This is a genomic window from Pseudonocardia ailaonensis (assembly GCF_039531635.1).
GTDB classification, from domain to species: domain Bacteria; phylum Actinomycetota; class Actinomycetes; order Mycobacteriales; family Pseudonocardiaceae; genus Pseudonocardia; species Pseudonocardia ailaonensis.
Genome location: NZ_BAAAQK010000025.1, coordinates 359748 through 378124, shown reverse-complemented (window position 1 = coordinate 378124; position 18377 = coordinate 359748). Strand labels below are relative to the sequence as shown.

The 18377-nt window shown below is 74.3% G+C and carries 22 protein-coding genes; 14 read left to right on the top strand and 8 right to left on the bottom strand.

The window, feature by feature from the left end:
• Positions 1-2: 2 nt before the first annotated feature.
• Positions 3-788 (bottom strand): DUF2470 domain-containing protein, encoded by a 786-nt coding sequence (locus tag ABD324_RS31025; RefSeq protein ID WP_344425241.1) that lies wholly within the window; start codon positions 786-788, stop codon positions 3-5.
• Between the two features lie 105 nt (positions 789-893).
• On the opposite strand from ABD324_RS31025, the gene ABD324_RS31020 reads away from it, so the two are divergent.
• The 3 genes from ABD324_RS31020 to ABD324_RS31010 all read left to right on the top strand — a co-directional run bounded on the left by ABD324_RS31020 (position 894) and on the right by ABD324_RS31010 (position 3743).
• Positions 894-1793 carry a hypothetical protein gene (locus tag ABD324_RS31020; RefSeq protein WP_344425238.1) on the top strand — a complete coding sequence of 300 codons (900 nt, stop codon included), beginning with the start codon at positions 894-896 and terminating at the stop codon, positions 1791-1793.
• 319 nt (positions 1794-2112) lie between these two features.
• A complete protein-coding gene (gene pheA, locus ABD324_RS31015) occupies positions 2113-3060 on the top strand; it encodes a prephenate dehydratase (protein ID WP_344425235.1) in 948 nt (315 codons plus the stop codon).
• A complete protein-coding gene (locus ABD324_RS31010; RefSeq protein ID WP_344425232.1) occupies positions 3057-3743 on the top strand; it encodes a histidine phosphatase family protein in 687 nt (228 codons plus the stop codon). The genes pheA and ABD324_RS31010 overlap by 4 nt, the downstream gene beginning before the upstream one ends.
• 255 nt (positions 3744-3998) lie before the next feature.
• Here ABD324_RS31010 and ABD324_RS31005 read toward each other — a convergent pair whose 3' ends face one another.
• Together ABD324_RS31005 and ABD324_RS31000 are read right to left on the bottom strand one after the other, a co-directional pair.
• Positions 3999-4337 (bottom strand): metallopeptidase family protein, encoded by a 339-nt coding sequence (locus tag ABD324_RS31005; RefSeq protein WP_344425229.1) that lies wholly within the window; start codon positions 4335-4337, stop codon positions 3999-4001.
• A 13-nt stretch (positions 4338-4350) separates the two neighbouring features.
• Positions 4351-5601, bottom strand: coding sequence for a septum formation family protein (locus ABD324_RS31000; RefSeq protein WP_344425226.1), 1251 nt, complete (start codon positions 5599-5601; stop codon positions 4351-4353).
• Positions 5602-5830: 229 nt separating this feature from the next.
• Between ABD324_RS31000 and ABD324_RS30995 the strand changes: the two genes are divergently transcribed.
• The 6 genes from ABD324_RS30995 (at position 5831) to ABD324_RS30970 (ending at position 9652) form a co-directional block, all read left to right on the top strand.
• The gene (locus ABD324_RS30995) at positions 5831-6538 is read left to right on the top strand and encodes a hypothetical protein (protein ID WP_344425223.1); all 708 of its coding nucleotides are present in this window, start codon (positions 5831-5833) and stop codon (positions 6536-6538) included.
• A 3-nt stretch (positions 6539-6541) separates the two neighbouring features.
• Positions 6542-7705, top strand: coding sequence for a glutathionylspermidine synthase family protein (locus tag ABD324_RS30990; protein WP_344425220.1), 1164 nt, complete (start codon positions 6542-6544; stop codon positions 7703-7705).
• 85 nt (positions 7706-7790) lie between these two features.
• Positions 7791-8237 carry a DUF350 domain-containing protein gene (locus tag ABD324_RS30985; RefSeq protein ID WP_344425217.1) on the top strand — a complete coding sequence of 149 codons (447 nt, stop codon included), beginning with the start codon at positions 7791-7793 and terminating at the stop codon, positions 8235-8237.
• 1 nt (position 8238) lies between these two features.
• The gene (locus ABD324_RS30980; RefSeq protein WP_344425214.1) at positions 8239-8619 is read left to right on the top strand and encodes a DUF1304 domain-containing protein; all 381 of its coding nucleotides are present in this window, start codon (positions 8239-8241) and stop codon (positions 8617-8619) included.
• 4 nt (positions 8620-8623) lie between these two features.
• Positions 8624-9196 (top strand): TetR/AcrR family transcriptional regulator, encoded by a 573-nt coding sequence (locus tag ABD324_RS30975; RefSeq protein WP_344425211.1) that lies wholly within the window; start codon positions 8624-8626, stop codon positions 9194-9196.
• A 165-nt stretch (positions 9197-9361) separates the two neighbouring features.
• A complete protein-coding gene (locus ABD324_RS30970; protein WP_344425208.1) occupies positions 9362-9652 on the top strand; it encodes an anthrone oxygenase family protein in 291 nt (96 codons plus the stop codon).
• Positions 9653-9686: 34 nt separating this feature from the next.
• Here the strand turns inward: ABD324_RS30970 and ABD324_RS30965 are convergent, their stop codons facing one another.
• Positions 9687-10805 carry a nucleotide disphospho-sugar-binding domain-containing protein gene (locus ABD324_RS30965; RefSeq protein WP_344425205.1) on the bottom strand — a complete coding sequence of 373 codons (1119 nt, stop codon included), beginning with the start codon at positions 10803-10805 and terminating at the stop codon, positions 9687-9689.
• Between the two features lie 38 nt (positions 10806-10843).
• Between ABD324_RS30965 and ABD324_RS30960 the strand changes: the two genes are divergently transcribed.
• The 5 genes from ABD324_RS30960 to ABD324_RS30940 all read left to right on the top strand — a co-directional run bounded on the left by ABD324_RS30960 (position 10844) and on the right by ABD324_RS30940 (position 13774).
• Positions 10844-11656, top strand: coding sequence for an HAD family hydrolase (locus tag ABD324_RS30960; RefSeq protein ID WP_344425202.1), 813 nt, complete (start codon positions 10844-10846; stop codon positions 11654-11656).
• Between the two features lie 108 nt (positions 11657-11764).
• Positions 11765-12364, top strand: coding sequence for a phosphatase PAP2 family protein (locus ABD324_RS30955; protein WP_425565939.1), 600 nt, complete (start codon positions 11765-11767; stop codon positions 12362-12364).
• A complete protein-coding gene (locus ABD324_RS30950) occupies positions 12361-13284 on the top strand; it encodes a decaprenyl-phosphate phosphoribosyltransferase (RefSeq protein ID WP_344425199.1) in 924 nt (307 codons plus the stop codon). Before ABD324_RS30955 ends, ABD324_RS30950 begins: the two co-directional genes overlap by 4 nt.
• An 89-nt stretch (positions 13285-13373) precedes the next feature.
• Complete coding sequence (locus tag ABD324_RS30945) at positions 13374-13586, top strand: hypothetical protein (protein WP_344425196.1); 213 nt, start codon at positions 13374-13376, stop codon at positions 13584-13586.
• Positions 13586-13774, top strand: coding sequence for a hypothetical protein (locus ABD324_RS30940; protein ID WP_344425194.1), 189 nt, complete (start codon positions 13586-13588; stop codon positions 13772-13774). Before ABD324_RS30945 ends, ABD324_RS30940 begins: the two co-directional genes overlap by 1 nt.
• A 4-nt stretch (positions 13775-13778) precedes the next feature.
• Here the strand turns inward: ABD324_RS30940 and ABD324_RS30935 are convergent, their stop codons facing one another.
• From ABD324_RS30935 to ABD324_RS30920, 4 genes are all read right to left on the bottom strand, one after another.
• On the bottom strand, positions 13779-14711 hold the full coding sequence (locus ABD324_RS30935) for an NAD-dependent epimerase/dehydratase family protein (protein ID WP_344425191.1): 933 nt from the start codon (positions 14709-14711) through the stop codon (positions 13779-13781).
• Between the two features lie 154 nt (positions 14712-14865).
• A complete protein-coding gene (locus ABD324_RS30930; RefSeq protein WP_344425188.1) occupies positions 14866-16524 on the bottom strand; it encodes a dipeptide ABC transporter ATP-binding protein in 1659 nt (552 codons plus the stop codon).
• Positions 16521-17420, bottom strand: coding sequence for an ABC transporter permease (locus ABD324_RS30925; RefSeq protein WP_344425185.1), 900 nt, complete (start codon positions 17418-17420; stop codon positions 16521-16523). Before ABD324_RS30925 ends, ABD324_RS30930 begins: the two co-directional genes overlap by 4 nt.
• Positions 17417-18376 (bottom strand): ABC transporter permease, encoded by a 960-nt coding sequence (locus tag ABD324_RS30920; protein WP_344425182.1) that lies wholly within the window; start codon positions 18374-18376, stop codon positions 17417-17419. Before ABD324_RS30920 ends, ABD324_RS30925 begins: the two co-directional genes overlap by 4 nt.
• Between the last annotated feature and the right edge of the window lies 1 nt (position 18377).

The following is an 18377-nucleotide window of genomic DNA, read 5'->3' as shown; positions in this document are numbered from 1 at the left end:
GCTCAGGCCGCCCCGTCGACCTGACGGAACGGGCAGCCCACCAGCAGGCCCAGCTGCGTCCGCAGCTCCTCGGCGGTCGTCGCCTCGGTCGGCCAGGCCAGCCGCACGTCGTGGTCGCCGTTCGGCGCCTCGACGCGCAGGCGCAGCCCGCAGCGGTCCACGCCGAGCGGGCGGATCCGCGCACCCAGGGTGTGCCGCAGCGGCGCCGGCAGGTGCCGGGCCAGCGCGTCGAACACCTCGGGATGGGCCTCCTCGAGGTGGGACAGCCAGCGGTCCTCCATCCGGCAGAACGGGTCCGGACGGGCGGCCGCGAGATCCACCGGGGCCAGCGCGGCCGTGCCCTCCGCGTCGGCCAGCACGGCCGAGCTCGGGGTGAGCTTCACCAGCGTGGCGCCGTGGCCGAGGTCGAGCAGCCGGTGGTGCGGGGCCGCGTCGGCCACCTGCATCGCGGCCCGCCGGGCGGTCGCCGGGTCCGGGATGCGCACCCAGCCGCTGATCCACAGCAGCGCGCGGATCGGCTCGCGCAGGTCCACCGGGGCCCGGTCGGCCAGCTCGAGCATCGCGGGCAGCTCGGCCCGCTCGGACTCGCGGATCCCCGCCAGCAGCGGCGAGTCGTCGTCGATCAGCAGGACGGCGGAGCCGTCGGCGTGCACGTGATGGACGATCGGCACCACGGGCTCGGGACCACCGGTCCCGACCAGTGCCGCGTCGCCGCCGCGGGCCGCCACGCTGCGCGCGCGTTCGGCATCTGCGGGAGCCGGCGGACGCCGTAGCCGGGTCTGTCCCACGTGGTCACCTCCGAGTTAGGTGAGGCTAAGTTAGCCATGGGAACGGCCGTCTGTCCAGGTACCCGTTCGTCGGCGTCCCGGGAGGGCGGGTTAGCGTCTGTGCTCGTGACGACCGTGCCCTCGGGATCCTCCGCCGACCCGTGGCCGATCCGACCCCTCCTCGCCGGCCTCGTCGACGACGCCAGCCTCGTCCAGCCGCGCGTCTCCGCGCCGGGGATCGACGCGGTCGTGGCCCGCTACCTCTCCGCCCGCGACGGCGGCTACGGCGCGATGCTCGGCCACCTCGTCTGCCCGGTCTCCCGGCTCCCCGCCCTGGTCACGGAGCTGGCGCGCTCCGCGCCCGTCCGGCCCGTCGAGCTCGCGCTCGTGGTGGACACCGGGCTCGGCGCCGTGCCGAAGGCGCTCTCGACCGTGTTCTCGCGGTCGAGCCTGCTCACGCCGCGCACGGTCGAGACGGCCGCGCCGCCGGACGTCGACGCGATCTGGCTGGAGCGCGTCTCGGAGTTCGTGCCCGAGGACGTCACCGCTGTGGTCGAGCCGCGCCGCCCGCTCGGCGGGAGCGAGGAGGAGACCGAGGCCTGGCTCGACGCCGTGGCCCGGGTCGCCGAGCACGGCTGCACCCCCAAGCTGCGCTGCGGCGGGCAGCGGGTGTCGGACGTGCCGAGCGTCGAGGAGATCGAGCGCTTCCTCGACGTCACGGTCGGCGCCGGCCGCGGGTACACGGCGATCGGGCTGCGCGAGGCCGTCCGGCCGTCGCCCGAGATCGAGGGCGACCGGGGCCGGCACGGGGTGCTGAACCTGCTGGTGGCCACCGCGCGGCGGCTCGGCCTCGGCGAGGGCACGGTGGCCGCGGCCCTGCACGAGACGGACGGCGCGGCGCTGGTCGCCGAGGTCGAGGACATGTCCGACCGGACCGTCGACCAGGTGCGCGGGATGTTCAGCTGCTGCGGAATCGACCCGGACCCGATGTCGATCCGCGAGTTCGCCACCCTCGGGCTGCTCTGAGAGTTCCCGGTGGCGGGAGACCGCCGGACCGGGGCAAGGTCCGGCGATCTCCCCGGGCGGCGGCCGTGCCGACGAGCCCCCTACTCCCGTGGGAACGACGCGCCCGGTAGGGGTTTCGGGTGCCGGTTCGGATCGGTTCGAAAGTGGGTTCGGACGGCCCAGTCCCTTCGCCAGGACGGCCGAGGACGGGGTGCTCCGGAACCGTCCCCGCCCCGCCCGGCTGCACCCGGTACGAGGACGGCCCGGCGGCTTGCCGGGAACGACGTGGATCACCGGGCCCGGCGGCATCGCCCGGGGAGCCGCGCCCTAGGCTCGGACCGTGCGTCGAATCGGTTTCCTGGGGCCGCACGCGACCTTCACCGAGCAGGCGCTGCGCTCCCTCCCGCAGGCCGAGGGCGCGGAGCTCGTGCCGCTCCCCGGCAATCCCGCGGTCCTCGCCGCCGTGCGCGACGGTTCCGTCGACGCCGGCTGCGTCCCCATCGAGAACAGCGTCGAGGGGGCGGTCCCGCCCGTGCTCGACGGGCTGGTGTCCGATCCACCGCTGGTGATCGTCCAGGAGGCGGTGCTCGCCGTCCGGTTCGTGCTGCTCGTCCGCCCCGGCACCGCGCTGGCGGAGATCCGCGCCGTCGCGTCGCACGGGCACGGCATCGCGCAGACCCGCGGCTGGATCGCGGAGAACCTGCCCGCGGCCGAGGTCCGGGTGGCCACGTCGACGTCCGAGGGCGCGGCCCAGGTCGCCCGCGGCGAGGTCGACGCCGCCGTGTCATCGCCGCTGGCCGCGGCCCAGCACGGCCTCGAGGTCCTGGCGGACGACATCGCCGACAACGCCGACGCCGTCACCCGGTTCGTGCTCCTCACCCGGCCCGCGCCGCCGCCCCCGCCCACCGGGCACGACCGCACCACGCTGGCGCTGACCACGGAGAACCGGCCGGGATCGCTGCTCGGGCTGCTCACCGAGCTGGCCGTGCGCGGGGTCGACCTCACGCGCATCGAGTCGCGGCCGATCAAGGACAAGCACAACGAGTACTGGTTCCACCTGGACTGCAGCGGGCACGTCGCGGAGCCGGCCATGGGCGAGGCGCTGGCCGCGCTGCACCGCCGCTCCGAGAGCGTGCGCTTCCTCGGGTCCTACTCGCGCGCGACCGGGTCGGCCGGGCCGGCCACGGGCGCCGGAGCGCCGGCCGTCCCCCTGAACGGCGCGGACGCCGAGGCCTACCGGGCGGCGACCGCCTGGCTGGACGGACTGCGGAACGGAGCATGCACGTGACCCCCGAGGAGCCCGAGCAGGAGGAGCTGCGACTCGTCCTGCTGCGCCACGGCCAGACGGACGCCAACGTGGCCAAGGCCCTCGACACCGTCCCGCCGGGAGCTCCGCTGAACGACACGGGCCGGGCGCAGGCGGACACGGTCGCCGAGCTGCTGGCGGACTGGCCCGTCCACGCCGTGCACGCCTCGCGGGCGCTGCGGGCCCGGCAGACCGCCGATCCGGTCGCCCGGGCCCACGGCCTGGGCGTGAGCGTGGTCGACGGGGTGCACGAGATCTTCGTCGGGGAGCTCGAGGGCCGCTCCGACAAGCCCGCCCGCCGGGACTTCGACGAGTGCTACGACGCCTGGTGGGGCGGCGACCTCTCGCGCGCGCTGCCGGGCGGGGAGTCGGCGCTGGATTTGCGCGCCCGCTACCTGCCCGCGGTCGAGCGGATCGTGGAGCAGAGCGAGCGGGCGCACGGCCCCGGTGGTGCGGTGGTGCTGGTCAGCCACGGCGCCGCGATCCGCCTCGCCGCCGCCGCCCTGCTCGGCGACACCGCCGCGACCCGGTACGTCCCCAACACGGGCCGGGTGGTCCTCCGCCGGGACCGCAGCGCGGAGTCGGGCTGGGCCCTCGACCTGTGGGACTCCGGCCCCTCCCTAGAAGGCGACGTGACGGCGGGCGCAGCCCCCGAGGCCCACTGATCCCGTGAGTGGCGATAGTCGCCGGAGCGACTATCGCCACTCACGAGGGTGTGGGCTGACCGAGGCGGCGGGCTGGTCGGTCAGGTCTCGCGGCGCACCGCGGGGTAGGCCGCGATCGTCGGTGGCACGACGGCGATCCCGGTCGCGAGACCGCGCAGCGCCAGCAGGACCTCGCACCTTCCACGGCGCCGTGCCGCTGCCGGCCGCCGAGCTGGACCGGATCGTCACCTCGGGGGTGGAGGCGTTCCTGCGGGCCTATCCCCAGCCGAGCTCGTGAAGGGTGTCCTCGTCGATGCCGAAGTGGTGGGCGATCTCGTGCACCACGGTCACCGCCACCTCGTGGACGACCTCGTCCTCGGTGTCGCACATGTCGAGCACCGCCTCCCGGAAGATCGTGATCCGGTCCGGCAGGATGCCGCCGTAGTCGCTGGTCCGCTCCGTGAGCGCCACACCCTCGTACAGCCCGAGCAGCGACGGATCGTCCGGGTGCCGGTCCTCGACGAGCACCACGACGTTGTCCATCGCCGCGGTGAGCCGGGCCGGGACCTCGTCGAGCGCGTCGGAGACCAGTTCCTCGAACCGGTCCCGGCCCATCGGGACCACCGGATCAGTGGCCCGGGAGGGGCAGGATCGCCGAGGGTGCCGCGGAGGAGGACGGCGGCGGCGCGGGCTCCGAGGACGGCGGCGGCGCCGGCGCGGAGGAGTCCACCGGCGGCGCGGGCGAGGCGCTCGGCGACGGCGTGACCGGGGTGGCCGGCGTGCCGGGCTTCGCCGGGTCGGCGGTCGGCGGCGCGGCCTGGTCGCTCACCGACACCGAGCCCTTGACGGTGCCCGTGACCGGCGCGAACCCGCTGCGGTCCGGCAGCAGCGCGGCCAGGTTGCAGTTCACCTTGCGGGTGCCCGCGTTCCACGAGTCCTCGGTGATGTTGTCCCAGTACACGGTGAGCTTCTTGTCCGCGATCACCTGGGCGCCGCCGGCGTAGTCCGCGGCGATCTTGCTGCACTCCGGCTGGAGGAAGCCGTCCTGGTCGCCCACGGCCGGGAAGGCGGACGGGAACTTCGGCGACAGGTCCACGATCCCGACCGTCTCCACCGCGTGCGGGCCCGTGCAGGTCACCGGGTCGCCGACCTTGCGGCCGTCGATCCCCAGACAGGTGCCGATCGCGTACGTGCCGGCCTGGTCCTGGTCCGCGGCCTTGCCGGACAGCGGGTAGAGCGCACCGGAGCGCGAGGAGCTCTGCAGCCCGCAGCGCAGCTCGCGATCGCCCTCGTCCCACTTCTTCTGCGACGGCTTGAGCGCGCCCACCCGGAACTTGCCGTCCGGGTCGAACTTGCCGCCGAGGTACTGCAGGACGACCGGCGTGCACCGCTCGTTGACCAGCGACAGCCAGCCGTTCTCGTCCGGCAGGGCGGACTGGTCGGCGAGCCGGACGGTGCCGGCCTGCTCGAACAGGTGCGGCCGCGCGCAGTCGACGACAGCGGTGTCCGCCGCGTCGGCCCGGGTCCAGTTCAGGCAGGTACCGGGGGCGGTGGGCGGCGGCGGGACGTCCTTGACCGCGGCGGCGGTCCCGTTCGGCGACGGCAGCGCGGCCAGCGTGCCGAGGACGGGGACCGTGGCGCCGCCGACCGTGTCGAGCATGCCGACACCGAGCATCACCGCCGCGCCGGTGAGCACGGCCACGACGATTCGCCGCGCCTGACGGACTCCCGGCACGCGCGCGCCCTTCGGGGGCGACGCGGGCGGGCTCGTCCGTGGGGAGCGGACCGGGCGGTCGGCGAGGGCGGTCCCGCTGCGGTCGGAACCGCGTCGGGGTCGTTCGCCGGACGGGGTGAAGAGCTCGTCCATGTCGTCGGCCATCTTGCCGTCCCCGACCGGGCGACCCCGAACCGGTGTCCCGTCGGCGCGGTCGTCGGTCGGGCTCGTGCTGCGAAGTGCAGGAGTCTGCCGTTCGTCGTCACCCGGAGTACCGATCCGGTGACGCAACGGACGAGCGGCGGAAACCGGCGGGAGTGTCGATACCGACCCGATACGCCATCCGGTACCACCGGCCCGTCGCGACCGGATACCGTGCGGGCGGGGGTGACGTATGAGCGAGAACGACGGCCGCAACCGGCCGCCGGGTGATGGCGCTGGTCCGGACGGCGAGAACACGGGCCCGATCGAGCAGGTCGGCCCGCAGGCGGAGGCCGGGAACGGCGCTCGCGGCCGGATCTCCGAGCAGGACGCCGGCACCACGCCCCGCGAACCCACCCTCGCCGAGAAGCGGGCCCGGGAACAGGGGGCCCGCCGGCGCGAGGAGGAGGCGCAGGCCGCGGCCGAGGCCGCCGCGTCCCGCAAGAAGCGCAAGCGGCTGCTGATCGGCGGTGGCGTCGTGGTCGGCGTGGTCGCGCTGATCGCGGTCGGCTACGCCGTCTCGTCGAACGGCGAGACCACGGAGGCCCGCTGCGTCGACGCGAACGACGTGGTGGTCGACGACTCGAACTGCGTCACGCCCGCGTCCGGCTCCAGCACCACCTACTACGGCGGAGGCGGCTTCTACCCGATCTTCATCGGCGGTGGCGGCGGCCAGTACCACTACAACTACGGCGGCGCCGGCACCGTGGGCCAGCGGGTCAGCGGCGGGACGACGTCCGTGCCGTCGAGCGGCAACGTCAAGACCCCGTCGGGCAAGTCGATCTCCCGCGGCGGTCTCGGCGTGAGCAGCGGCGGCTCCGGCGGCGGGTCCAAGGCGGGTACCAGCGGCGGGTCCAGCTCGTCCGGGGGCTCGTCCTCGAGCGGAAGCAGCGGGAGCTGAACGGTGCGCCGTGAACGCGGGACCCCCCGTCCCGGCTGGCAGCAGACCGTCCGTGAGCAGGGGCTCGTCTTCGACGCCCCGGGCCGGGACGCGAACGGCCTGGCCAGGCCGTACTGGGACGAGTCCGTGCACTACGTCTTCGAGATGGACGAGGTGCTCTCCCTCGAGGCGGACGTCGAGCTGATCCACTCGATGTGCCTCGAGGCGGTGGACCACGTCGTCACCACCGAGCGGTACCGCGACTTCGCCATCCCCGAGTGGGCGTGGGAGAAGGTCGGCGAGTCCTGGAAGCGGCACGATCCGCACGTCTACGGCCGCTTCGACCTGCGCTACGACGGCGGCGGGCCGGCCAAGCTGCTCGAGTACAACGCGGACACCCCGACCACGCTGCTCGAGGCGTCGATCCTGCAGTGGTACTGGCTCAAGGACACCCACCCGGACGACGACCAGTGGAACTCGCTGCACGAGCGGCTGGTCGAGCGGTTCGGCGAGATCAAGTCCTCGCTGCCCAGCTCCGAGGTGCACTTCACCTGGTCCGGCGGGGACTCCACCGGCGAGGACCACGTGACCGTCGGGTACCTGCAGGAGACGGCGGCCGAGGCCGGCCTGGACACCGTCGGCCTGCGGATCGAGGACCTCGGCTGGGACGTCGACCTGGACCGCTTCGTGGATCTCGCCGAGGCGCCGATCCGGAGCGTGTTCAAGCTGTACCCCTGGGAGTGGATGCTCACCGAGGACTTCGGCAAGCACGTGGTCCGCAGCCTCCCGGACACGCTGTGGCTCGAGCCGCTGTGGAAGACGATCCTGTCCAACAAGGCGATCCTCGCGGTGCTCTGGGAGATGTACCCCGGGCACCCGAACCTGCTGCCGGCGTACCTCAACGACCCGGGGCTGCTCACCGAGTACGTGCGCAAGCCGCTGCTGGGCCGCGAGGGTGCGAACGTCGACATCGTGTCGCCGGGTTCCCAGGTCTCCACCGGCGGCGTGTACGGCGACGAGGGGTACGTCTACCAGCTGTTCGACGCCCTGCCGCTCTTCGACGGCTTCCGCCCCGCCCTGGGTGCGTGGATCGTCGGCGACGGCTCCGCGGGCCTGGGCATCCGCGAGACCGCGGGCCTGGTCACGGACGACGGCGCCGCCTTCGTCCCGCACCGCATCCCCGAATAAGAGGCTCGGCTCTCCCCGCCCCGTCGGCTCCGCCGACCTACCGACCCCCCGCTTCCCGTTCCCTTCGCCTCCCCCGGAGAACCTCATGGTCCTGGCCCTCGACTCCGCCTACTTCGCGGGAATCGGCCGCGGCGTCGGCGCGATCCTGCTCTACGCCCTGCTCGGCGCCCTGCTGATGCTGCTCGGCTTCTGGGCGATCGACATCACCACGCCCGGCAAGCTCAACCGGCTGGTCCGCGAGGGCCGCCCCGGCGCCGTGGTGGTCACCTCCGCCGGCATGGTCTCGATGGCGTTCATCGTGGTCACGGCCATCTACAACGCGTCGGGCCTGCTCGCCGAGGGCCTGCTCGCGGCCCTGATCTTCGGCCTGGTCGGGATCATCGCCCAGGTGGCGGCCGTGCGGCTGCTGGAGTGGGTCACCGGCATCCACATCGGCGACGTCCTGGCCGCCGACGAGCTCAAGGCCGAGGCCTGGGTCGTGGCCGCCGCGCACATCGCGCTGGGCCTCGTCGTCGCCGTCGCGATCATCTGACGTGACGGTCGCCGGCCTGGTCCTCGCGGGGCTGGCCGCGGTGGTCCACGGCTACATCTTCTGGCTGGAGTCCTTCGCCTGGACCGCCCCGCGGACCCGGGCGACCTTCGGGACCACGCCGGAGCAGGCCCTGACCACCCGTCCGCTCGCCTTCAACCAGGGCTTCTACAACCTGTTCCTCGGCGTGCTGGTGGTGCTGGGCATCGTCCTGTTCGCCACCGGCTCGACGACGGCCGGGCTCACCCTGGTCTTCGCCGGCGCCGGCTGCATGGTGGCCGCGGGCCTGGTCCTGGTGCTCTCGGACCGCTCGAAGGCCCGCGCCGCCGCGGTCCAGCTCGTGGCCCCGCTGCTGGGGATCGTTCTCCTGGCCCTCGGGCTCTGAGGCGTTGCCGGGCCGCCGTGTCTCCCGCCGGGAGATCTCGGACGTCGCGACGGCACTGTTCCTCGAGCGCGGCTTCGACGAGGTGACCGTCGCCGAGGTCGCCCGTGCCGCCGGTGTCGTCGAGAAGACGGTGTTCAACCACTTCCCGACCAAGGAGTCCCTGGTCCTGGACCGGGAGGACCGCTGGGCGGCCGCTGTCCGCGCGGCGGTGGCCGGCCCGGAGCCGGTCGACGCCGCGGTCGCGCTGATCGTCGCGGATCTCGACGACCTGCTGGGGGGCGCCCTCGGGCCGGGGGACGCGCAGGCGGTGTCGGCCCTGATCGCCCGCACGCCGGCTCTGCGCGCCGCCGCGGCGGTGACGGCGGAGCGGATCACCGATGTCGCCGCCGCCGGGTTGGCCGAGCGGACCGGCCGGGACCCGGACGATCCGCGCATCCTGCTCCTGGCGACCGCCGTCGTCGCCCTCTGGCGGGTGCAGCTGCGCTCCCTCGCCCGGCACGTCGGCCGCGCCGATCTGCGGGAACGTGTCCTGGGGGACGTCCGCGCCGCCGCGACGCTGGCACGGAAATTACAGTGACTGTAATATGAGCGCATGATCGCGCTGCCCGGCATCGTCCTGTGCGCCCTGGTCACCGGTGTGTTCTGGGGCCCGTGGATCGGGCTGACGCGCTCGATCTCGTAGTTCACCCCCGACGCCTTCCTGGCGATCGGGCTGCGGCTGAACCTCAACCTCGCTCCGCTGATGCGGGTCCTGATGCCCGTCGCGCTGCTGTCGATCGTGCCGGTGGCGGTGACGGCCACCGGGCCCGCCTTCGCCCTCGCGGTGGCGGCGTTCGCGCTCTACCTGCTCGCCCTCGTGGTGACGGTGGCGGTCGAGGTCCCGATCGCGACCCGCATCGCGGGCTGGACGGTCGAGACGCTGCCCCCGGACTGGGCGGCGCAGCGGGACCGCTGGACCCGCTTCCACGTGGTGCGCGTCGTCGGCTCGGTCGCCGGTCTCACGGCCCTCACCGCCTCCGCCCTGATCTCCTGACACCCTGGTCTCCTGACAACGGGGCTCGGCACCGTCACAGGACGAGGGCGGCGACCGCGGGCACCCGGGCCTCGGGATGGGGCATGGCCTCGATCTCGGTGCGGACCTCGCGGGCGTTGGCGGCCAGCTCGCCGTCCGCCACCAGGGTGCGCAGCGCCTCGGCCGTGACCTTGCCCGCCAGGCCGGCCCCCCGGCGCGCCACGAGCTCGGCGTTGTGCCGGCGGTCGCCGGGGCCGGGCACGGCGAGCTGCGGGATCCCGGCGGCCAGCGCGCCGATCGAGGTGCCCGCGCCGCCGTGGTGCACGATCGCCGCGCACAGCGGCATGACGTCCACGAGCGGCACCCAGCCGACCGTCCGGACCTTCCCGGCGGCCCGCCGCTCGATCCGCGGCTCGGGCCTGACCAGCACGATCTCGGCGTCGACCTCGGCGGCCGCGGCGAGCGCGGCGGGCATCGGGTCGGCCCCGGGGCCGGGCACCGTGCTGCGCGAGACGAGGATCCGGGGCCGGTCCGCGGCGTCCGAGGGCACCCGCAGCCAGGCCGGGACGTCCCCGCCGCCACGCTGCACCGGCCGCATCGGCAGCCCCTCACGCTCCCCGACGACGCTGCGGGGCGCGGTCGTGAGCACCACCTCGGGTTTCGGCAGCCCGCGCTCCTCCAGCCCGTGCCGGCGCAGGGCCCGCTGCATGATCTTCGACCCGGCCGTGGCCCTGACCAGCGCCGGACCGTCGAACAGCGAGTTCTCCAGCAGCACCGTCGGCAGGTCGTGACGGGCCGCCGCGACCGCCCCGGCGACCGCGAGCGGCTCGTGGACCACCACGTCCGGCCGCCACTGCTCGACGACGGTCACCACGCCGTCGGCCAGCTCCTCGTTCACCGTGCCGAACAGCCGCGCCACCATCCGCGTGCCCGCGGTCCCGGCGATCTCCGCGCGCGCGTCGAGGGGATGGGCGGCCATGCAGCGGGCGGCGATCCGGGGGAAGGACAGGTCCCGGGCGATGTCGATCACCGGGAGGTCACCGGTGTCCGCCGCCATCGCGTCCCCGCCGGTGGCCACCAGCACGTCGTGCCCGGCGTCCCAGAGGGCCTCGGCCAGCGGGAGCATCGGGAGCAGGTGCCCGGTCAGGGGCGCCGACACCACGAGCACGCGCATGCGGCGAGGCTATCCCGCCCGGCCCGTAGTGTGGGGGAGTGGAGGCTCCGCGGTTGGTGGCGAGCGACGTCGACGGCACCCTGCTCGGCGCCGACCACACCGTCAGCACGCGCACCGCGGCCGTGGTGGGTCGCGCGGTCGCCGCCGGGGTGCCGTTCGTGCTGGTCACCGGCCGCCCGCCGCGGTGGATACCGCCGGTGGCCACCCAGCTCGGCGTCGTCCGGTACGCGGTGTGCGCGAACGGCGCCGTGCTCTACGACGTCGAGGAGGACCGGATCCTCGGCGCCCACGCCCTTCCGCCCGAGGCCCTGGCCGACCTGTCGCAGGCCTGCGCGGAGGTGCTGCCGGGCGCGATGCTCGGGGTCGAGCGGGTCGGCACCAGCGCGTTCGACGACGCCGCCACCCAGTTCGTCGTCGAACCGGACTACGAGCACGCCTGGCCCGGCACCGCCCCGCCCGTCGAGGAGCGGGCCGCGCTGCTCGCCCGGCCCGCGGTGAAACTGCTGGTCAGGGCCGCGAGCCTGACGAGTGCGGAGATGCTCGCGCTGCTGGCACCGCGGCTCGGCACCGAGGTCGACGTGACCTACTCGCACCCGGGCGGGCTGCTGGAGGTCGCGCCCGCCGGGGTGTCGAAGGCCACCGGGCTGGCCGAGGTCGCGCAGCTCTACGGCGTGCCCCGCGAGCAGATCGTGGCGTTCGGCGACATGCCGAACGACGAGGCGATGCTGCGCTGGGCCGGGCACGGCGTGGCGATGGCCAACGCCGATCCGGCGGTCGCCGCGATCGCCGACGAGATCACCGCGCGGCACGACGAGGACGGGGTCGCACTCGTCCTCGAACGGTGGTTCTGACCCCGCCCCGCCGAGGCCGTCGGTGCGCTGCCGCGTAACATGTGCCGCCGTACAGATCGCAGATCGGCGCCCGCGGCCTTCCCACGCCGGCGCGAGGAGGCCTGCCCCGTGACCGACCGGTCGCTCGACACGTCGGCCCCGGCCGCTCCCCACACCCACCCGGCGTCGCTGACCGTGGTCCCGGACCTCCCGCCCTCGCCCGAGGTGCGGATCCTGGCCGGGGTGCAGGGCGCCGTCGGCCGCCCGCCCGTGGTGAGCGCCGCCCGCGGCCTCTCCCACCTGGGCGAACACGCCCTGGGCTGGCTCGCCCTCGGCGCCGTCGGTGCCGCCGTGGACCGCGAGCGCCGCGCCGAGTGGCTGTGGTCCACCGCCGCCGTCGCGTTCGCCCACGGGGCGTCGATCGGGGTCAAGCGCGTGGTGCGCCGCCCCCGCCCCGACCATCCTTCGGTGAAGGTGCTCGTGGGGACCCCGAGCAGGCTCTCCTTCCCGTCCTCGCACGCCACCTCCACCACCGCCGCCGCCGTGCTCTACAGCGGGCTGCTGCGGTCGCGGGCCCCGCTGGCCGTCGTGCCGGTGATGGCGCTGTCCCGCCTGGTGCTCGGCGTGCACTACCCCACCGACGTGGCGACCGGATCGGCGCTCGGCGCCGGCGTCGCCCTGGCCGCCCGGCGCGTCATCCCGCGCCTGACCCGGAAGAAGCGCCGATGACCAGCACGGACGTACCCACCGAGACGGTGGAGGCGCCGCAGCGGACCCCGCTGGGACTCGTGTCCGGCGTGCTGCGGACGATGCGGCCCAAGCAGTGGGTCAAGAACGTCCTGGTCCTGGCCGCGCCGTTCACCTCCGGCGACCTGTTCGACGGCAACGTCGCGCTCAAGCTCGTGATCGCGTTCGCCGCGTTCTCCCTGGCCGCGTCCGGCGTCTACCTGGTCAACGACGCCCGCGACGTCGAGGCCGACCGCGCCCACCCCAAGAAGCGCTTCCGCCCGATCGCGGCCGGGATCGTCCCGGTCCCGGTGGCCTTCACCGTCGCCGCGGTGCTGTTCGCCGCGGCGATCGTGCTGTCGCTGTTCGCCTCGGTGCAGCTGCTGATCGTGCTGGCCGTCTACATCGGCGTGCAGCTGGCCTACTGCTTCTGGCTCAAGCACCAGCCGGTGCTCGACATCTGCATCGTCGCCTCCGGCTTCCTCATCCGCGCCATCGCCGGCGGCGTCGCCGCGGCCATCCCGCTCTCGCAGTGGTTCCTGCTGGTCGCCGGGTTCGGCTCGCTGTTCATGGTCTCCGGCAAGCGCTACGCCGAGATGATGCTCGCCGAGCGCACCGGCGCGAAGATCCGCAAGTCCCTCGAGTCGTACTCGCCCTCGTACCTGCGGTTCGTCTGGGCGCTCTCGGCCACGGTCATGATCATGACCTACAGCCTCTGGGCCTTCGAGATCCGCGAGGCCCACCACAACTCGGTGTGGTCGATCATCTCGATCGTCCCGTTCGTGATCGCCGTGCTGCGCTACTCCGTCGACGTCGACAACGGCGACGGCGGGGCCCCGGACGAGATCGCGCTCAGCGACCGCGTCCTGCAGGTCCTCGCCGTGGTCTGGGTCGCGATGCTGACCCTCGCCGTCTACGTCTAGTCCTGCGCCTCGCCGTGCCATCATGGTGACGACGAGGAGGTGCGTCGACCGTGTCCGTTCCCGCTGATCATCATGGTCAGGAGTTCGTCGTGCCGCCCGAGCTGGCCGAGGTGGCCGAGCGTTTCGGCGTGCATCTGCGGGCGGGGGAGCGCGTTCGGTTCGAGGTGATCGACGGCGGGCTGACGGCGGCCGGCGGCCCCCCTCGCGGCCACCTCTTCGACTGGGTCGGTTCCATCGAGGACGCCGAGCCCGACCTGGCCGAGAACGCACGAGCCGTTCTGAGGGCGGAGACCGGCGAGTAGTGATCCTGGTCGACACCGGCCCCATCGTCGCTGCGGCGTCGGTCAGGGATCAGCACCACAGCCGATGCGCCGAGGTCCTGACGAGCCTGCGCGAGGCCCCGATGATCACGCCACTCGTCGTCGGCGAGGTCTGCTACTTCCTGTCCACCAGGGCCGGAGCGCCCGTGTTCGAGCTGCCCGACCTCTGACGGCCTAGTCGAGGGTCCTGATCCAGGCGAGGGTGGCGGCCAGGCCGTCCACCAGCGAGGTCTGCGCGGTGTAGCCCAGCTCCTCGCGGGCCCGGCTCACGTCCAGGCAGCTGCGCAGCACCTCGCCCGCCCGGGCCGGCGCGAGCTCCGGCTCGAAGGACTCCAGGCCGGCGGCGAGGCGCACCTGCTCGGCGAGGGTCAGCAGGTCCACCTCGGTGCCGGTGCCCACGTTGTAGACGTCGTGGGGCAGCTCGGCCGCGTCGATCGCGGCCAGGTTGGCCCCCACGATGTCCCCGACGAACACGTAGTCCCGGGTCTGGGAGCCGTCCCCGAAGATCGTCGGCCGCTTCCCGGCCAGCGCGGACTCGCAGAAGATGGCGATGACGCCGGCGTCCCCCCGCGGGTCCTGCCGCGGCCCGTAGACGTTGCCGTACCGCAGGGTGACGACGTCCAGCCCGCGCGCCGACCGGAACCACGCCCCGTACTTCTCGACGGTCCGCTTGCTCATCCCGTAGGGCGACAGCGGCGCGGCCGCGACCGTCTCGGGGGTCGGGACCGTGTCCGTCTCGCCGTAGATGGCGCCGCCGGTGGAGGTGTTGACGACCCGCCGCACCCCGGCCTCGTGCGCGGCGGCGAGCACGTTGATCGACCCGACGACGTTGGTGGTGGCGTCGAGCGCCGGCTCGGCCATGGACACCCGCACATCGATCTGCGCGGCGAGGTGACACAGCACGTCCGGCCGGAAACCGGTGACGGCCTTCCGCACGCCCTCGGCGTCCCGGATGTCCACCTCGGCGAGCTCGACACCCGAGGCGACGTTGTCGCGGGACCCGTGGCTGAGGTCGTCGACCACCAGCACGTCGGCTCCCCGGGCCACGAGGGCGTCGACGAGGTTGGACCCGATGAAACCGGCTCCGCCGGTGACGACTGCGCGCACGAACGGGAAGAGTAGTGACCGTCCGCCCGGTGATACGTCCCGACCGGCGGACGCCGCGGAGCCGGCCGCCGATCGCTCCGGTCCGGGTTCCCCGACCTGCTCCGTGCGAACGGGGAGCGTGGTGGGTGGATCCCCGCCCGCAGCGGCGCGTCGCTCACGACGTGGCGCGGGCCGGCACGCGCGGGACGGCGTCGACCAGGGCCCTCGTGTACTCGTGCCGGGGGTCGACGAACACCTCGCCGGGCGCGCCGAGCTCGAGCACCTCGCCGTCGCGCAGCACCGCGACCCGGTCCGACACCCGGTCGACGACGCCCAGGTCGTGGCTCACGAACAGGCAGGCGAAGCCGAGCTCGCGGCGCAGGTCGTCGAACAGGGCCAGCACGTCCGCCTGCACCGACACGTCGAGCGCACTGGTCGGCTCGTCCGCGATCACCAGTCGCGGGGCCAGCGCGAGGGCACGGGCGAGCGCCACGCGCTGCCGCTGGCCGCCGGAGAGCTCCCCGGGGCGCCGGGCCGCGTAGGCGGCGGGCAGCCGGACCGACTCGAGCAGCGCGGCGATCCGCGCCGGCGCTGCCGGAGCCCGGTGGACGAGCAGTGGTTCGGCGATGCTCTCGCCCACCGTGAAACGGGGGTCCAGGGAGGCAGCCGGGTCCTGGTGCACCACCGCCAGGCCACGCCGGGCGGCACGCAGCTCGGCCCGCCCGAGCGAGGCGAGGTCCCGGCCGTCGAGCAGGACGCGGCCCGCCGTGACCGGCACCAGCCCGACCGCGGCGCGCCCGATCGTCGTCTTGCCCGAACCGGACTCACCCACCAGCCCGACGACCTCACCCGGCCGCACGGCCAGGCTCACGTCGTGCACCGCGCGGAACGCGGGCCTGCCCCGCTTCGCGGGATACACGACGGAGATGGCCTCCAGTGTGAGCAGCGCGTCCTCGCCGAACTCCGGGTCGGGTGCGTCCCGACGCTGCTCGGGCAGCGCCGGGACCGACGCGAGCAGGTCGCGGGTGTAGTCGGTGGCCGGGCGGGCGAACAGCTCCGGGACCGCGCGCCGCTCCACCACGCGCCCGCGGTGCAGCACCACGACCCGGTCCGCGAGCTCGGCGACCACACCCATGTTGTGCGTGACCAGCAGGACCGCGACGCCGAGCCGGTCCCGCAGGTCGCGGAGCAGCGTGAGGATCTGCGCCTGCACCGTGACGTCCAGGGCGGTGGTCGGTTCGTCCGCGAGGAGCAGGTCCGGTTCCCCGGACAGGGCCAGCGCGATCACCACCCGCTGCTTCTGCCCGCCCGAGAGCTGGTGCGGGTAGGACCGCAGCCGCCGCTCGGGCTCCGGGATCCCGACGAGCTCGAGCAGCTCCACGGCCCGCGCGCGGGCCGCCGACCGCGGGATCGGGCGGTGCGCGCGCAGCGCCTCGACGAGCTGCCAGCCGACCGTCCGGACCGGGTTGAGCGCGGTCTGCGGCTCCTGGAACACCATCGCCGCCCGGGAGCCGCGCAACGCCTCGAGCGCCGCCTCGTCCGCACCGACGACCTGCGTCCCGGCCAGCTCCACACTGCCCGTGGCGGTCGCGGTCGCGGGCAGCAGGCCCAGCACGGAGCGGGCGATCATCGTCTTGCCGGACCCGGACTCGCCGACCAGCGCCACGACCTCGCCGCGGCGCACGGTGAGATCGACACCGGCGACGGCGACCGCCCCGGGGAAGCCGACGCGCAGATCCGCGATCTCCAGCACCGTGGGCTCTGCCGACGGCCCGCTCACCGCGGGCTGTGCCGACGGCCCGCTCACCGCGGGCTGTGCCGACGGCCCGCTCATCCGGCCACCCGCCGTCCCGCCGCGAGGGCCTGGGCGACGAGCAGGAAACCGAGGACGAGCGCGACGACCACCGCGAGCGGGCCCAGCGCCATCGCGGGATTGGCGTCGAGCTTGCTCACCGAGTCGGCGATGATCGACCCGAGGGACGGGTCCGGGGGCCGGATCCCGATGCCGATGAAGCTCATCGCGCCCTCCACGAACACGGCGACGGACAGGGACACGGCGAGCTGCACGCCGGCGGGCTCCACGGCGTTGGGCAGGACGTGGCGGCGCAGCACCCACCAGCGTCCGGCGCCCACCACCGTGGCCGCCTCGACGTAGGGCATCTCCCGCACCCGGAGGGCCGCGCCGCGCAGCAGCCGCCCGAACACCGGGATCTCCGCCAGGGTGATCACCAGGCCCACGGTGGTCAGCCCGGGACCGACGACGGCGGCGAGCGCGATGCCGAGGATCAGCACCGGGAAGGCGAGCAGCAGGTCGAACACCCGCTGCGCCACGACGTCCGTGGCGGCGGAGAGGCTGGACAGCAACCCCGCCAACGCCCCGACCAGCGCCCCGAGCGGCACCGCCGTCACGAGCACCAGCAGGTCCGCCCGGATGCCGAACAGCACCCGGCTGAGCACGTCCCGGTTGACCTCGTCGGTACCGAGCCAGTGCGCGGCGTCCGGTGGGACCAGGTTCGCGCCGGGGATCTGCTCGAGCGGCGGGTACTTCGCGAGCAGCGGCGCGGCGAGCCCGGCCAGCAGGACGACGCCGACCAGCAGCGCGCCCGCGAGCCCGCGCCCGTGTCGCAGCGCGGTGAACCAGCGGGCCCGCGGGGCGGGCACACCCACGTCCCGCACGTCCGGCGCGGTTGCCGGCTGCGCCGCGAGGGGGGTCTCCTCCACCAGGGTCACAGCGATCCTCCGATCCGGATCCGGGGGTCGAGCGCGGCGTGCGCCACGTCCGTCAGCAGCTGGACCAGCACGAACACCGCGACCGAGAGCAGCAGCAGGACCTGCACGACCGGGTAGTCGCGGCGGCTGATCCCCTGCTCGACGAGCTGGCCCAGCCCCGGCCAGGTGAAGATCGCCTCGACGAGCACGGCCCCGCCGAGGACGGTGCCGACCTGGATGCCCAGCGCGGTGACCATGCTCGGCAGCGCGGCGGGCAGCGCCTGACGCAGCACGATGCGCCGGCGCGGGATGCCGAGCGCGCGGGCGGTGAGCACGTAGGGCTGGGCGAGCTCGGTGCGCAGCGACTCGACCAGGAAGCGGGTGATCGCCGCCGCGACCGGCAGCGCGAGGCAGACCGCCGGCAGCAGCAGGTACTGCACCGTGATGTCCGGGCGGGCGGCGAACCCGGCGGGCGGCACCCCGCCCGCGGGCAGGACCGGCCACACCACCGCGAAGACGAGGACGAGCAGCACCCCGGTGACGAACGGCGGCAGCGCGAGCGCCGCCGTGTTCGCCCCGGTGACCAGCGCGTCGACCGTGCGGGACCGGCTCAGCACCGCGCCCACGCCGACGACCAGCGCGAACAGCACCGCGAGGAGCATCGCGGCGACCGCCAGCACCACCGTGTTCACCAGCCCGGCGAGCACGAGGTCCGTGATCCGGCCGCCGATCAGGTAGGAGCGGCCGAGGTCGCCGGTGACCAGCGCCCCCAGCCAGTGCACGTACTGCAGCCACACGGGCTCGTCGAGCCCCAGCGAGGCCCGGATCGCGGCGAGGGCCTCCGGTGAGGCGTCGGGGCCCGCGAGCGTGGTCGCCGGGTCGCCCGGCACCAGCCGGAGCAGCGAGAAGATCAGGATCGAGGCGGCGACCAGCACCACCAGGGCGGACGGCAGCCGCGACGCGATATAGCGCAGCACC